Source organism: Micromonospora sp. NPDC005707 (genome assembly GCF_040631005.1).
In the GTDB taxonomy this organism is placed as follows: Bacteria; Actinomycetota; Actinomycetes; order Mycobacteriales; family Micromonosporaceae; genus Micromonospora.
This window is the reverse complement of record NZ_JBEXYR010000017.1, coordinates 57,618-72,269: the sequence shown is the minus strand read 5'-3', so window position 1 is coordinate 72,269 and position 14,652 is coordinate 57,618. Positions and strand designations below refer to the sequence as shown.

Genomic DNA, 14,652 nt, shown 5'->3' with positions numbered 1-14,652 from the left:
GCTACGCCGCGACGGTCTGGGGATCACCGGCGGCGTCGTGGGCGGCCATCGTCTCCTGCCGGAGGGGTTCCTCGCGCAGGATGGCGCAGTGCAGCCACGCGTCCGGGATGCCGAAGCCGTCCACCAGCGTCCGCATGTGCGGGCGCAGCTCCTTGAGCAGGCCGTTCACGACCCCGGTGACCGCCTTCGAGCGGGCCGGCGTGAGCCGGCCGTGCTCCAGGAGCCAGCCCTTGTTGGCCTCGATGACGCTGAGCGCGTACAGGTCGCAGACCCGGGAGAGCAGCGCCCGGACCGCTGGGTCGGCGGTGTCCTCGATGCCGGCGACGAACGCCTCCAGGGTGACCCGGTCGACGTGCGCGGCCGCGACGGCGAGGACGTGGTCCTGGACGTCGTTGAAGATGTCGAAGGGGTGGTCCTTCTTCGTGGCCGCGCCGTTGCGGAGGCGGCGGACCACGCCGTCGAGCAGGTGCCGCTCGCGGTCCTCGAAGACCTTGAGCTGCCAGCCGCGGTCGGTGACGGCGACCTCCTCGTCGTGGCCGGGCACGGCGCTGATCAGCCGCTCGATGAGCGACCGGGCGGCGGTGCGTTCGAGCACCATCTCGCGGACCTGTTCGGCGACGAAGGAGGCGCGCCCCCAGCCGTCCAGCGAACCGAACTCGTCGCGGTGGCCGGTGAGCAGGCCCTTGGCCACCAGTTGCAGCAGCACCGTGTTGTCGCCCTCGAATGTGGTGAAGACGTCGGTGTCGGCCTTGAGGCTGGGTAGCCGGTTCTCGGACAGGTAGCCGGCGCCGCCGCACGCCTCGCGGCACATCTGGATGGTGCGGGTGGCGTGCCAGGTCTGCGCGGCCTTGAGGCCGGCGGCCCGGGATTCCAGCTCCCGCTGCCGGTGCTCGTCGACCGGGCCGTCGCCGCCCTGGACCTCGTGCAGCGCGGCGACCAGCGCGGTCTGGGCGAAGTGCAACGCGTACGTGGTGGCCAGGGCGGGCAGCAGCTTGCGCTGGTGGGCCAGGTAGTCGTTGAGCAGCACCTCCCGATCCGCGTCGGGCGTGCCGAACTGCCGGCGGATGTCGCCGTAGCGCACGGCGATGGTCAGCGCCGATTTGGTGGCCGCCGACGCGGCGCCGCCCACGCTCACCCGGCCGCGCACCAGGGTGCCGAGCATGGTGAAGAAGCGGCGGGAGTCGTTCTCGATCGGGCTGGTGTACGTCCCGTCCTGCGCGACCTGACCGTACCGGTCCAGCAGCATGTCCCGGGGCACCGTCACGTGGTCGAAGCTGAGCCGCCCGTTGTCCACGCCGAGCAGGCCGGCCTTGGCTCCCGCGTCGCCGATGGTCACGCCGGGCAGGGGGTTGCCCTGCGCGTCGCGGATCGGGACCAGCCACGCGTGGACGCCGTGCCGTCGCCCGTTGGTGACCAGCTGTGCGAAGACCACCGCCATCCGCCCGTCGCGTGCCGCGTTGCCGATGTAGTCCTTGCGGGCGGCCTGGTGCGGGGTGTGCAGGTCGAACGTCTGCGTGTGCGGGTCGTACGTGCAGGTGGTGCGCAGTTGCTGGACGTCGGAGCCGTGACCGGTCTCGGTCATGGCGAAGCAACCGAAGATCTTGCCGGAGATGATGTTCCGCAGGTACGCGTCGTGGTGCCGTTTCGTGCCGAGGGCGCTGACGGCCCCGCCGAACAGGCCCCACTGCACGCCCGCCTTGACCATGAGCGACAGGTCGACCTGCGCCAGCATCTCGGTGGCGACGATCGAGCCTCCCACGTCGGACCTGCCGCCGTACTCGGTCGGGAAGGCCGAGGCGATCCCCAGCTCGGTGGGCAGTTCGGTGAGCAGCCGGGTGATCCGCGCGCGGGCCTGGTCGCCGGTCTCGCCGTAGACCGGGAGGAAGCGCGCGTCGAGGTGGTCCCGGTGCGCGTTGCGGACGGCGGCCCACGGCCCGTCGAGCACCTCCCGCAGGCGAGCGAGGTCGATGTGATCGGACATGGTCACCCCTCCGCTGGCGGACATATGGGTACAGTCTGTACTCGATCAAGCGTACCGGCCGGTTGGCGGCACCCGCCGGACCAGGCCGCGGTGAGACCGGACACCATCGCGGCTGCCGAACGGCAGCACGCCTCCTCGCCCGACGCCCGCAGGACCCCGTCCGGCGTCACGTTCTCGATCACGACCAGCTCGCCCACTCCACTCTCCGTGGCCCGCGGGGCCAGCCCCGTCGCGGCCCGTCACCCGCTGCACCAAGGACGCGGCGGCCGGTCGACAACGCAGGGGAATCCCGTCATGTCGAAGAGGAACCCTCGGCTCCGTCCCAGCGGTTGACAGAGCCGTCCGCCCCACGGGCGCGGGACGGCGGGCACCGATCGGTAGGAGGCCGGCATGCGGAAGGTGATCGCGAACGTGTGGATGACGCTGGACGGGGTGGTGCAGTCACCCAGCTATCCCGACGAGGACGCGAGCGGTGGGTTCGGGCACGGTGGATGGCACGCCCGCTACTTCGACGAACTGTCCATGAACTGGGTGATCGAGAACGTGCGCGGCGCGGGCGGCTACCTGCTGGGGCGTGGCACGTACGAGATCTTCGCCGCCCACTGGCCGAACGCGCCGCGGGATCAGCAGGTGCTCGCCGAGCCCTTCAACACGCTGCCGAAGTACGTCGCCTCGACCACCCTCCCCGAGCCCCTCGACTGGCCCGGGTCGACGCTGCTGCGCGGCGACCTCGGCGCGGCCGTGGGCGCTCTGAAGCAGCGGGAGGGGAGGGACCTGCACGTCATCGGTAGCCCCGGGCTCGTCCAGTCGCTGCTGGCCCGGGATCTGCTGGACGAACTCCGGCTGATGATCGACCCAGTGCTCGTGGGCGGCGGGAAGCGCCTGTTCCGCACGGACGGCGCGCACCGTCCGCTGCGGCTGGCCGACAGCCAGGTGACCAGCACCGGCGCGATCATCGCGACGTACGCCGCCGGCGGCGCCTGAGCGCGCGCAACCGCCTTCCCGGACCGTCCACCGATGTGGACGAACGGGAGAGGGATGCTTCGCGTCCGGCCAGAAAGACCGAGCGCAGGACCGCGAACGATCGTCCGCCGCCCCTCCACGGGCAGCGGACGGCGGAAGGCGCCGGGCACCGACCTGCCGGAGCGGGCGGTGCCCGGTCACCGGGCCCTTGCCGACAGCTGTTCACGAGCGTAGGAAGAACCCCACCATTCACCGTCGGCCCACCGTCCAGTGTCGAAGGAGACACGCGTGACCACACCCGGACGCCTCCGCCTCGCCGTGTCCGTGCTGGTGACCGCGAGCACCGTGCTGCTCGGCTCGCCCGCCGCCGCGGCGCCGCCCACTGCTCCGGCGCCGGCCGGCGACCGGACGTGCGACCCCATCGACCCGACGGCCTGCCTGCTGCCGTTCCCGAACGACTACTTCACCGTGCCGGACCGGACCAGCCCCACCGGCAAGCGGGTGCGGTTCGCGACCTCGGCGATGCCCACCAACGTGGCGGGGGCGCCGATGGACCCGGCGGAGTGGAACCGACAGGACGGGTTCAGCCCCGGCTCGCCGATCCTGGTACGCGTGCCCGGCCTCGACGCCGCGGCGACCGGCATCGCGCCCGTCACCGACATCGGCCGCTCGCTGGCACCGGACGCGCCGATCGTGCTGCTCAACACCCGGACCGTCGAGCGCACCCCGTACTGGGCCGAGCTGGACGCGCACGCCGCCGGCCAGCCCGACCGGCAACTGCTGATCATCCGGCCCGCGGTCGCGCTGACCGAGGGCGCCCGGTACGTCGTGGGCCTGCGCGGCATGCGCGACGGCACGGGGGCGATGATCCCGGCGCCGAAGGCGTTCCGCGCGTACGCGACCGGCGCCGGCCTCGGCCACCGGGACGCACGCGCCGCGCAGATGAAACGGATTCTCGCCGACCTGGGCCGGACCGGCGTCAAGCGGCACAGCCTCTACCTGGCCTGGGACTTCACGGTAGCCAGCCGGCACGGGCTGACCGGGCGGATGCTCGCGATCCGCGACACCGCGTTCGCCGCCCTCCGCCGGGCCGCGCCGTCGTTCACCGTCACCCAGGTGACCGACTACTCGCCGGAGCAGGATCCGTTGATCGCCCGGCAGGTGACCGGCACCATCGGCGTACCGTCCTATCTGACCGGCGACGGCGGGCCCGGCTCGCGGCTGCACTACGGACCGGCCGGCGGCGACGGTACACCACCGGAACCCAACGCCCTGCCCACGCCATCCGGCGCGACGGTGGCGGCGGACTTCGTCTGCAACATCCCGCGCAGCGCCTCCGCCGCGAAACCGGCGCACCTGTCGCTCTACGGCCACGGCCTGCTCGGCCGGCCCACCGAGATCAACGCCGGCAACGTCAAGACGATGTCGAACACGTACGACTTCACCTTCTGCGCGACCAGTTGGATCGGCATGGCCGCGGCCGACGTCCCCTACGTGGCCGGCGCGTTCACCGACCTCAGTGCCTTCCCCGCCGTGGTGGACCGGTTGCAGCAGAGCTTCCTGAACTTCCTCTTCCTGGGCCGCGCGATGATCCACCCGGGCGGGCTCGCCGCCCACCCGGCGTTCCGGGACGCCGCCGCGCGGCCGCTGATCGACGTGGCCGGTGGGCTGCACTACGACGGCAACAGCCAGGGCGGCATCAACGGCGGCGCGCTCACCGCCATCGCCCAGGACTGGACCCGTTCGGTGCTCGGCGTGCCGGCGATGAACTACTCGACGCTGCTGCAACGCAGCGTCGACTTCGCCCCGTTCCAGCAGGTCATGGACGGCTCCTACCCGGACAAGGTCGACCAGCAGCTGATCCTCGCGCTGCTGCAGATGCTGTGGGACCGCTCCGAGGCCAACGGGTACGCCCAGCACATGACCGACCGCCCGTTGCCGCGCACCCCGGCGCACCAGGTGCTGATGCACGTGGCCTTCGGCGACCACCAGGTCTCGCCCGCCGCCGCCGAGGTGCAGGCGCGCACGATCGGCGCCCGCATCCACACCCCGGCGCTCGCCGACGGCTGGTCGGCGGACGTGCGGCCGTACTGGGGCATCGCCCCGATCCGCAGGTACCCGTACACCGGATCGGCGATCGTGATCTGGAACAGCGGCACGGCGTACGCGCCACCGCCGACGAACCTCGCACCGGCCGGACCGGAGTACGGGGCGGATCCGCACGAGTTCCCGCGCGCTCAGGCCGGGGCCCAGAGGCAGAAGGCGATGTTCCTGCTCACCGGCAAGGTCGTTGACGTCTGCGCGGGCACACCCTGTCCGTAGCAGGGGCGTGACCGGCGGGGGCGTTCGGGGGATGCCGTCACGCCAGCCGCTGACCAAGGCGAAGCCGAGCAGATCAGGGCCAGGGCGACAAGATCGTTCGTCCAGCAGGGCGCTCCACCTTGTCGCCCTGGCCCTGGCCGCTCCACGGCGTGTGGGTCGATGGAAGGCAGGGAAGTGCGCGTTTTACGCGTTCGGGTCCCAGTCTGCGAGCTGTTCCATCGGCTCGGTGTCGCCGGTGGTCTCCAGGCCGTCGAGCGGGACGCGATCGTAGAAGTAGAGGACCAGTTCGCTCGCTGCGCCTCGCATCGCCATGTCGCCCGGCTCCGCGTCGGCGGCGAGGTCGTCGCAGCGGACGCCGTCAGCGTTGAGGGTCAGGCGCCAGGAGCGGCCCTCGGTCGTGTGCAGGTCGATGGTCGCCGGCTTGAACGGCCAGGGGACGGTCGTCGCCGCGACGGTCGTCAGGAACTCGTCGACGCCCTCGACCGCGACGTCCGTCGGCAGCGGCTGCGCGGCCCCCTGGGTGAGCTGGACGTCGTAGGTGTGGACGGCGATCTCCTGGATCTGGTGCCTGGCCACGGCTCCGCTGGTCTGTGGGGCCTGCGAGCGGCCCCACCAGGTCCAGCAGCCGCGGTCGGGGCCGGCCTCGCGCATCGCGTCGAGCATGAGCTCGGTCGACTCGGCGAGCCAGGCGTCCAGGGATTCGCGGTCGCGGGGCGCGGTCGGGGCGCCCTTCGGGTCCGTCCTCGCCGGGGGCTCAGCGCCCGGGCCCGCCGCGATGATGGCGGCCTGGCGGCGGCGGCCGTCGCCGAGGTGCTGCGCCAGTTCGCGCAGCGTCCAGTCCGGGCAACTCGGGACTTGGACGTCAAGGTCGGGGGCGGACGCGATCGCGGCGCGGAACGCGGCCGAGCGGTCTTCGATCAGCCGCAGGACCTCGGGGAACTCCAAAATGTTTTGCACCTCGGTTGTGTATCACCGCGCTCCGGCCGCCGGGTAGCGAATTTGTCGGACGAACGCGTCGACAGCCGGGCGGAGCCCCGGCGCGGAAGCCGTCCTGACACTCCGCGCACTGCTCGCCAACGGCGACTTCGACCGCTACCGGAATGCGGGCCAGTGCTCCGCCCTTCAGGGCGGGGGTGAAGGCGCGCGCTGGGAGGGCCGTCAGGCCCGAGCAGTGCCTTGAGCCGGACGCTTCTGCTGCCCGTTACGCCGGGCCTCCCCGGCACCGCGGAACCGGTGCACCTCCTGCGGCCAGTCGAGCACCGTCGCGAGCCTGCCGGCCCAGTATCGCGCCGCCGCGTCGTCGGGCACGTCCACGACGGCGAAGCCGCCGAGGTGCTCCTTGGACTCGACGTACGGGCCGTCGGTGAAGACCGGCCTGCCGTCAACCGGCTCGACACTGCACACCACGGTGGACCGGTCGAGCCCGCCGTTGCTAAAGATCAGGACACCGTCAGCCTGCATCTCCTCAATCACGGCCCGGGCGGCCCGGCCCTTCTCGCGCACTTCCTCCGCCGTGTGGTCGGGCACCCACTCATCGTTGAAGGTGATCAGGTACTCCGTCATGGGTCGTCTCCTCTCAGTCCCCGGACGAGGGCCTCACCCGACGCCTCGTGTCCGGTGGCCCGGCCGGCCGCCGCACACTCGTACTACGAACGGCTGCGCCTTGATACGACATCATCCCGGAAACTCCTTCAAGGCAGCGCCGACGCAGCGCGTGCCCGTTGCGTGCCCGTCGGGACGCAAGCCGAGGGCCAACAACCTTCACCGCCTGGACGTCGCCCCCCTGCACGGCGGCGCCGTCGAACAGGTCACGGCGATGAGACTTTCCGCCGTGTCCACACTTCCTGTCGTGCGTCGACTTCGAGTCCTGCCGGCATGCCAGGCTGTCGTACTCCGCTTGATCCGTAACGGGTTGGCGTCACACGATGCGTGACACTCCGCCGAGGGCTGGTGGAAGTGACCACGGTTTCCTCCGGGAAGCGAAGGAGCGACATGGATCTCGCACTACCCGACAATCGGGTTCTTAGTTGGGCGGAGTACGGCGATCCGGCCGGTGTGCCAGTTGTGTACCTGCACGGCACGCCAGGTTCTCGGCTCAGCCGACCGGAGGACGCGGCCTTGGTGGGTGTCCGCCTGATCACCGTGGACCGGCCCGGATACGGTCGGTCGACACCCGCGCGCCGACCAACCCTGCTCGGCGTCGCCGATGCCGTCGGTGCGCTGATGGGATCGCTGGGAATCGAGCGCTTCGGAGTGGCCGGGTTCTCCGGTGGCGCGCCGTACGCTGTGGCCTGCGGTGCCCGGTTCCCGCAACGCCTCACCGGCGTCGTCACCGCCGGTTTCACCGGACCATACCGGGAGCTGCGGACGGTACGCGGCTGGCAGCGGCTCCAGGCGTGGGCGGTGTGCACCATCCCGGGACTCGGCCGCCCCTACGTGACTCGCGCCGCCGCCTGGTACGCCGAAGACCCCCTCAGGCAGCACCGAGAGCTGCTGGCGAGTGGCCAGGACCCCTGGATGCAGCCAGATGAGGAGTCCAACCTGGAAGGCGCCCTTCAAGGCGCCGCCGGCCTCGTCAACGACTGGCTGGCCACCGACATTCGTCCGTGGGGGTTCCACCTTCGGGACGTGCCCTGCCGGGTCCTCATCTGGGCTGGTCGACGCGATCCCGGCAGAGCTGTCGCCGACGCGCCACTGATCGCCGCGCGGATGCCCGACGCCGAGATCCGCATCGGCGAGAACGCCGCTCACACGCCGTCTGCTGGCGACTGGCGGGAAATGCTGACATGGGTCAGGGGTGGCTAGGACCCGGCCGGAATACCACGGGCGACAAGGCCGCCACCCCACCAAGCGATGAACGAACTGGCGTCCGACTACCAAGCTCTCCTGATCCAGCCGTTCCTTTTGCCTCGGGACGTTCCGTCGGGGATCGAGCTGGGTTGACTCGGTCTTCATGCTGGAACCGGAAGCCCCATGCCCGCATCACGTGAGGAGGACCGATGCGCAAGCCGGCCAGGACTGCGGCCGTACTTTTCGGTCTGGGTGTTGGCGCCCTGGTCGGTTCGTCCCTTGGGCCGGCCGCCGTCTGGCCCGGCATCGCGATCGCCGCGCTCGGCATCGCGCTCTCCCTGGTCGGTACGACGGAACCCGATCTCGTTGCGGACGACGTGGTCCACCACGACGATGCTGGGGTGACAGACGACGGGACGACCACCGGATCGGCGGTCCTTCGGGAACGACGACGGCGGGACCGGCAGCGGCCAACCCTTAGCGGCCTGGGCACCCGGGTGGAACAGATTCTCAAGCTCGCCGAGCAGCAGGCCGACGACCACCGCGCCGAGGCGCGGCTCGAGGCCGAGGCAATCGTGACCGCCGCCCGGCGGGAGGCGGAGGCGATTGTGAACCGGGCACACGAACAGGCGGCCGGAATCACCGGCGCTCACCCGGATCTGTCTCCGGCACCACCCACCCGAGCCTCGTCACCGGACGAAGATCCGAGCCCTCGCGTCTGACGGAAGCGGAGCCGCCGGGCGATGGACGGTACGCGCTGTCAGTCTGGCCCTGGTTGAGACTGGTCGGACGTCAGTGAGGTGCGGCTACGAGCGCGGTCCCTGGCCTGTGTCACCGCCATGCACGAGTGGTGCGCCATCACCCGCAAGGGCGGCCGTCAACTGATCCAAGCCCAGCGAGCCCAGCTCCAGCGCCCGGCGATGAAATGCGCGCCGGTCGCCGGGAAAGGCCGAGCGGCCGGTCAGCCACACGCGCTCACCCACCTTGTAGGCCAGCGCCTGTCCTGGCCGGCCCAGGTAGCGCGCGAGTTCGGCGGACGCGTACGGCCCCTGGTGACAGCGGTCCCGCAGCAGTTGCAGTGCGGCATCCGGCGTCCACCGTGCTCTGTCACCGGACCGCATCGGCAATCGCAGGTGCAGGCCGATGTCGAGCACCACCCGTGCCGCCCGCAGGAGCCGCATGAACAGGTACCCCAGTCGAGCGCCCGGCTGTTCATAGAGCCCGAGCTCGTCCATGAACCGCTCGGCGTACAGTGCCCAGCCCTCCTGGCTGCCGGAGAGGCCGCCGAGCAGGTTCAGCCGCTGCCCGAGGCCTCCCCGGCAGGCCTCGGCGCCGAGGTGAAGGTGGTGGCCGGGAACCCCCTCGTGGTAGGCGGTGCTGTGGGCGTACCAGGTGGGGAAGCTTGCTGCGTCCTCGGGGAGCGACCACCAGACCCGGCCCGGTCGCGTCAGGTCCCGCGACGGCCCGGTGTAGGCGATGCCGGACGACGTGGTCACGCGGGACTCGATGCGCCGCAGCGGGGCGGGGATGTCGAAGTGCGCGCCGTCCAGCCGCTCGGTGGTGACCTCCAACAGCTCCTGCAGCCACGCGGCGAACGCCTCCCTGCTGCTCAGGGTGCCGGGTGCGTCGGGGCTGTCGAGCCAGGAAAGCACCTCTGGCACGGTCCCGCCCAGGGCCTTCGCTTCCGCGATCAGCTCTGCCTCTGTCGCGCGGAACTCGTCCCAGCCCCAGTCGTACAGCTCGCGCAGGTCAGGCTGGGCCGCGAGGAAGGTGCGGACCCAGAGCGCGTACCTCTGCTGGCCGAACGCTTCCTCGTCAACGGCCCGCGGTGCCAGGTCCGCGGTCAGCGTCCGGGCCAGTTTCTGGTACGCCTCTCGCGAGCCCGCCGCTGCGGCCTGCAACGACGCCCGCTGACGCCCTCCGCCGTAGCGATCCACCAGGGCGACATCGTCGTCGATCCAGTTGCGGCAGCGCTGCGTGACGAGCTCGACTTGGCGCCGCGCCGGCACATTGCCGCGCTCCGCGGCGAGTAGGAGGCTGCGGGCGTACCCGTTCAGGGCTGCCGGGATCGCGGCCAGGCGTGCGCCGACACGAGCCCAGCCCTCCTCGAAGGCCGCGCCCTCGGCGCCGCGGCCGGGGACCGCGGCCTCGACGGCCTGGCGGATGAGCTGGAGCGGCCCGGTGGCCGCCGCGTGTAGTTCGCGCAGGTCCTCCCCGGCGTCGTGGAAGGCGATACGCGTACGCAGCCGCTCGGTGAGGTGGCCGTGCAGCGGGGTCGCGGTCGGCCGTGCGTCGCCCAGGATCTCGAGCTCGCGCAGGGCGCGGGCCGCGAGGTCGGCGCGGGCCTGGTGGCCCTCCGGGCTGTAGTCGGTAAGCCCGTCGACATCCTGCTCGCCAGCCTCGACGACCGCTGTGCACGGGTCGAGGCCGGCCAGGTCGCGCAGGAGCCGGTCCGCGAAGTCCTCGATCATCGGGGCAATGCTAGGGCCTTGCCCCAGCCGCCGTGGTGCGAGCATGCATCGACCGCGCTAAGCGGTCCGACACCATCTGACACCTTCGCTCATCGGCAGAGTCGGAGAGTTGCGGCTGGTGAGCGTCGCGTCGACGGCACATCAGTGCCTTGCCAGGGGCCGTCGCGGGCCGTCGGTCAGCCGTTGGGGCGTGATGCGATCGCCTGCAGCGACCACTTGTTGCCGTCCGGATCGCCGAAGTAGACGAAGTTGCCCCACGGCTGCACGTCGACCTCGCTGGCATCGACGCCGGCGTCGAGCAGTTGCCGGCGCGCCGCCTCGGCGTCGGCGACCACAACCTGGATTTCCTGGGTGCCGGGAGTCTTGTCGGTGATGCCCTCGCCGATCACGATGGAGCAGGCCGAGCCGGGTGGCGTCAGCTGGACGAACCGCAGGCTCTCGTGCACCGTGTGGTCGTGGTCGGCGTTGAAGCCCACCTTCTGGTAGAACGCCTTGGCCCGGTCGACGTCGGTCACCGGAACGGGGATGAGTTCAATCTTCCAGTCCATGGTGTCACCGTAGGGCGTGGTTACGACGTTCGGGCTCACCGCACCGTTCGGCTCAGGTCCGGGCTTCGGCCGGGGCGCTCAGCTCGGCCAGGAGGGCGTCCACTGCGGGCCGTTGCGCCGTGCCGCCGAGGGCGCGGGTGACCGCGAAGATGCGTCGCTCGGTGACCGGCTCGACCAGTGGCTCCACGTGCACCCCGGGTGGCACGTGGCGCAGCGCCAGCTCCGGCACCAGCGCGGCGCCCAGCCCGGCCGCGACGAGGTCCAGCGTGAGCGCGAAGTCGACGGAGCGGTGCCGGATGTCCGGCTCGAAGCCGGCGAGCCGGCAGGCGTGCAATGTGGAGCGTAGACACGGCGTGTGCTCGGCGCTGGCGATCCATGGCACATCGCGCAGCTGGCTCAGCCGGCCGGTGTGACGGCGCCACCCGACCGGGGTTATCAGGTGCATCGGGTCGGTGGTGATCGGGTGCCGGTCGAGGTCGTCGACCAGCGGCGCGGGCACGTGGTCGTACTCCTGCAGGACCACGACGTCGAGGGTGCCGGAGCGTAGGTCGAGGCGGCTCTGCTGGTCTTCGGCCTCGATCACCCGCACGTCCAGGTCGGGGTGCTTCGCCCGCGCGCGGGCGGCGGCGGGGGCCACCAGCGCGCCGGCTGCGGACGCGAACGCGCCGACCCGCACCGTGCCGCTGACCCCGTGGCGGATTGCCGCGAGCCCGGCCACCGCCTGTTCCACCGCCCCCAGCACGGTCTTCGCGTGGCTGGCCAGCACCTCGCCGGCCGGTGTGAGCACGATTCCGCGCCCGGCCCGCTCGACCAGCTCGTGCCCGGCCTCCCGGGACAGCTGGACGAGCTGCTGGGAGACGGCCGACGGGGTCACGTGCAGCGCCCCGGCGGCGGCGGTGACGCTGCCGCGCAGCGCGACCTCGTGCAGCACGCGGAGCCGGCGAACATCAAGGTCCATGTAGCCACGCTACAACAGCGATGAAGAACTTTGAACTGGTCCTTAAGCGTTCGCTCGGGCAGCGTTGTCGCCATGAAAGCATCGCACCGACTTCTCGCCCTGCTCGTTGCCGCCATCTGGGGCGTCAACTTCGTCGCCATCGAGCTGGGCCTGCGCGACCTGCCGCCGCTCGTGCTGACCGCGCTGCGCTTCGTCGCGGCGGCGGTGCCGCTGGTCTTCCTGGTGCCGCGCCCCAGCGCCCGGCTGCGCTACGTGGTCGCCTACGGGCTGGTGCTCGGCGTCCTGAAGTTCGGCGCGCTCTTCACGGCGCTCGCCGCTGGCATGTCGGCCGGTCTGGCCTCGCTGGTGCTGCAGGCGCAGGCGCTGATGTCGGTACTGCTGGCGGCGGCCGTGCTGGGCGAGCGGCCGGGACGGGCGCAGGTGGCCGGCGTGCTGGTCGGGTCGGTCGGGATCGGCGTGCTGGCGATTGACAGCGGCGGCGACGCCACGGTGATCGGCTTCGTGCTGACGCTGTTCGCGGCGGCCAGCTGGGCCGTGGCAAACCTGGTCATGCGTGCCAGCGGCGAGACGCGCCCGCTCTCGTTGCTGGTCTGGTCGAGCCTGGTGCCGCCGTTGCCGCTGCTCGGCCTGGCCGGCGTGGTCGACGGCCCACAGGCGGTCCTCGATGCGATCACCGGCATGTCCTGGCGCGCGCTGCTCGCCGTGGCATACGTCGCGTACGTGTCGACCCTCGTCGGCTTCGGGATCTGGAACCGGCTGATCGCCCGGTACTCGATCGCGCGGGTGGCGCCGTTCAGCCTCCTGGTGCCGGTCTTCGGGCTCAGCGCGGCGTGGCTGCTGCTCGACGAGCCCGTCGGCCCGACCGAGTTGGCCGCAGCCGCCGTCATCCTCGCCGGGCTGGCGCTGGTGGTCCGCCGTTCCATGACGGACCGCGGCAACGCCACGGCCGCGAGCGAGGGCCGCGAGCCCGAGTACGCCCCGGCCGCGACCGCCTGATCCGCGGCTAGGTCGACCAGCCGGGAGGAAATCCCTCACCTCCCGGCTCTCACAGGGTCCTCCGTCGGCACGTATCCGCCATCCGATCCACGACACCTCAGCGCCCGCATCGCGGCATGACAGTGCCTCTAAGCGACGTCTCGTAACTCGGGCGGGACGAACGTCCCCGGTGCTGTCCGGCGGTCAGCCGGCGAGGGCGATGTTGTGGAGGTGGGCAATGCCGGCGGCGGTGGTGGCCAGGGTGGTGCCGGCGCGGCGGTAGTCGCGCAGGATTTTGTAAGTCTTCATCCGGGCGAGGGTGTGTTCGATTCGGGCCCGGATGGCGCGGTGTTCAGCGTTGAGGCGTTCCTTCCACTTCGGTAGTGGGCTGCCGTCGCGAGGTTTGCGGTTGGGGATAATCACTTCGGGGTTGCCCTGGTAGCCGCCATCAGCCATCACCGTCCGCCCGGCGAGGGCGGTGGCGATTCCGCTGGTGCGGTAGGCGACGGTGTCGTTGCGGTTGCCGGGTTGCGGCTTGCCGAGGGCGATGACCCGGCGGGTGTTGGCGTCGATGGCGACCTGCAGGTTGGCCGAGTACCGGTAGTTCTTGCTCCGGGCGGCCAGGCGGTGGTCGCGGGTGGGTACCGGGGTGCCGTCGACGATGGCGATCTGGTCCTTGGGCCGGCGGCGCACCGGCGCGAGGGCCAAGAGACGCCCGAGGCTGTCGATGACCCGGTGCGCGGCCGAGTGTGAGACGCCGAACAGCAGTCCGAGCTGGCGCATCGTGAGGTTTGTGCGCCAATACGCGGCGACCAGCAAGACCCGATCCGCGAGGTTCAGTGCCCATTGCCGGCCCGGGCGGCCATCGGCGATGGCGGAGCCGCCACGGGCGGCAACCAGGCGCACCAGCCGCCGAAACTGGGTAGGGCACAGGCCGGTGAACGGGTGAATCCAGTCTGATCGGGACGCGGTGATCGTTTGCACACGGACATCGTTGCCGATCACTACGTGCCGTCCCGAGTGGGGTCAGTACGGGTCGGCTGAGCGGCGTAGCTATGCAGCGGCGCTATGCCGAGCCGAGCCGAAACTCGCGCAGTGTGTGCCAGGAGTCGGGTTCCGGCGCCCCGGCAATGAGCCGGACCGCTTCGACAGTGGCGCGGATCGGCAGGTGGCCGGCGACAGCCTCGGCGGCTTGGGCCAGGACGTGCTTCGGGGCATCATGGCCGATGGTTAGGTGCGGTACGGCGTCGGCATGGGCGCCGGCATACGGCGGAGCCTCAGGGAATCGCAGCCACACGGCCGCGGTGAGTTGGCGCAACCCGCCATCCGGCTGTGGCGAGAGCCAGACCACGTTGTCTCCGAACCACTTGACCTCCGCGAATGAGATATCGAACCGCGGTGTGGCTTCGAAGATCTGGCTCAGGGTGGCGAGCACATCGTCGTTGATCCGGTCTGGGGGCAAGAACGGGTAGAGCACGGTCACATGAGCGGGCACTCCCCAGTTGGCCGCGATGTCCAGAGCGGACCGGAAGCGCCCCACGGCCCGTTCGGCCTCGGGCACGGCGACGATCAGCGCACACTCTGTCGGCTCCATCGCCACAGTCTCTGATCATCGCTCCTGACAGTCCACCGGGATTCGTGACC

The 14,652-nt window shown here is 71.1% G+C and carries 12 protein-coding genes and 1 pseudogene; 5 read left to right on the top strand and 8 right to left on the bottom strand.

Annotated elements, in window-relative coordinates:
- Position 1: 1 nt before the first annotated feature.
- The gene (locus ABZ452_RS27460) at positions 2 to 1,981 is read right to left on the bottom strand and encodes an acyl-CoA dehydrogenase (RefSeq protein ID WP_357948735.1); all 1,980 of its coding nucleotides are present in this window, start codon (positions 1,979 to 1,981) and stop codon (positions 2 to 4) included.
- Positions 1,982 to 2,371: 390 nt separating this feature from the next.
- Between ABZ452_RS27460 and ABZ452_RS27455 the strand changes: the two genes are divergently transcribed.
- Both ABZ452_RS27455 and ABZ452_RS27450 read left to right on the top strand, forming a co-directional pair.
- Entirely contained in the window at positions 2,372 to 2,965 is a 594-nt protein-coding gene (locus tag ABZ452_RS27455) for a dihydrofolate reductase family protein (protein WP_357948732.1), read from the top strand.
- A gap of 267 nt (positions 2,966 to 3,232) precedes the next feature.
- Positions 3,233 to 5,266: a hypothetical protein gene (locus ABZ452_RS27450; protein WP_357948729.1), complete on the top strand. Its 2,034-nt coding sequence runs from the start codon at positions 3,233 to 3,235 to the stop codon at positions 5,264 to 5,266.
- Between the two features lie 183 nt (positions 5,267 to 5,449).
- Here ABZ452_RS27450 and ABZ452_RS27445 read toward each other — a convergent pair whose 3' ends face one another.
- On the bottom strand, positions 5,450 to 6,223 hold the full coding sequence (locus tag ABZ452_RS27445) for a maleylpyruvate isomerase N-terminal domain-containing protein (protein WP_357948726.1): 774 nt from the start codon (positions 6,221 to 6,223) through the stop codon (positions 5,450 to 5,452).
- A 201-nt stretch (positions 6,224 to 6,424) separates the two neighbouring features.
- On the bottom strand, positions 6,425 to 6,829 hold the full coding sequence (locus tag ABZ452_RS27440) for a YciI family protein (RefSeq protein WP_357948723.1): 405 nt from the start codon (positions 6,827 to 6,829) through the stop codon (positions 6,425 to 6,427).
- A gap of 429 nt (positions 6,830 to 7,258) precedes the next feature.
- Here ABZ452_RS27440 and ABZ452_RS27435 point away from each other — a divergent pair, with 429 nt between their 5' ends.
- Complete coding sequence (locus ABZ452_RS27435; RefSeq protein WP_357948720.1) at positions 7,259 to 8,071, top strand: alpha/beta hydrolase; 813 nt, start codon at positions 7,259 to 7,261, stop codon at positions 8,069 to 8,071.
- Between the two features lie 452 nt (positions 8,072 to 8,523).
- Positions 8,524 to 8,697: pseudogene (locus ABZ452_RS27430) on the top strand (cell division protein DivIVA); the annotation flags it as partial.
- 165 nt (positions 8,698 to 8,862) lie between these two features.
- Here ABZ452_RS27430 and ABZ452_RS27425 read toward each other — a convergent pair.
- From ABZ452_RS27425 to ABZ452_RS27415, 3 genes are all read right to left on the bottom strand, one after another.
- A complete protein-coding gene (locus tag ABZ452_RS27425) occupies positions 8,863 to 10,527 on the bottom strand; it encodes a DUF885 domain-containing protein (protein WP_357948717.1) in 1,665 nt (554 codons plus the stop codon).
- A gap of 176 nt (positions 10,528 to 10,703) precedes the next feature.
- A complete protein-coding gene (locus tag ABZ452_RS27420; protein WP_357948714.1) occupies positions 10,704 to 11,075 on the bottom strand; it encodes a VOC family protein in 372 nt (123 codons plus the stop codon).
- Between the two features lie 52 nt (positions 11,076 to 11,127).
- Positions 11,128 to 12,033: a LysR family transcriptional regulator gene (locus tag ABZ452_RS27415; protein ID WP_357948711.1), complete on the bottom strand. Its 906-nt coding sequence runs from the start codon at positions 12,031 to 12,033 to the stop codon at positions 11,128 to 11,130.
- A gap of 72 nt (positions 12,034 to 12,105) precedes the next feature.
- Between ABZ452_RS27415 and ABZ452_RS27410 the strand changes: the two genes are divergently transcribed.
- Complete coding sequence (locus ABZ452_RS27410) at positions 12,106 to 13,029, top strand: EamA family transporter (RefSeq protein WP_357948708.1); 924 nt, start codon at positions 12,106 to 12,108, stop codon at positions 13,027 to 13,029.
- A gap of 183 nt (positions 13,030 to 13,212) precedes the next feature.
- Here ABZ452_RS27410 and ABZ452_RS27405 read toward each other — a convergent pair whose 3' ends face one another.
- Positions 13,213 to 13,992: a transposase gene (locus ABZ452_RS27405; RefSeq protein WP_357948705.1), complete on the bottom strand. Its 780-nt coding sequence runs from the start codon at positions 13,990 to 13,992 to the stop codon at positions 13,213 to 13,215.
- Positions 13,993 to 14,074: 82 nt separating this feature from the next.
- On the bottom strand, positions 14,075 to 14,602 hold the full coding sequence (locus tag ABZ452_RS27400; protein WP_357948702.1) for a 2'-5' RNA ligase family protein: 528 nt from the start codon (positions 14,600 to 14,602) through the stop codon (positions 14,075 to 14,077).
- Positions 14,603 to 14,652 lie beyond the last annotated feature (50 nt).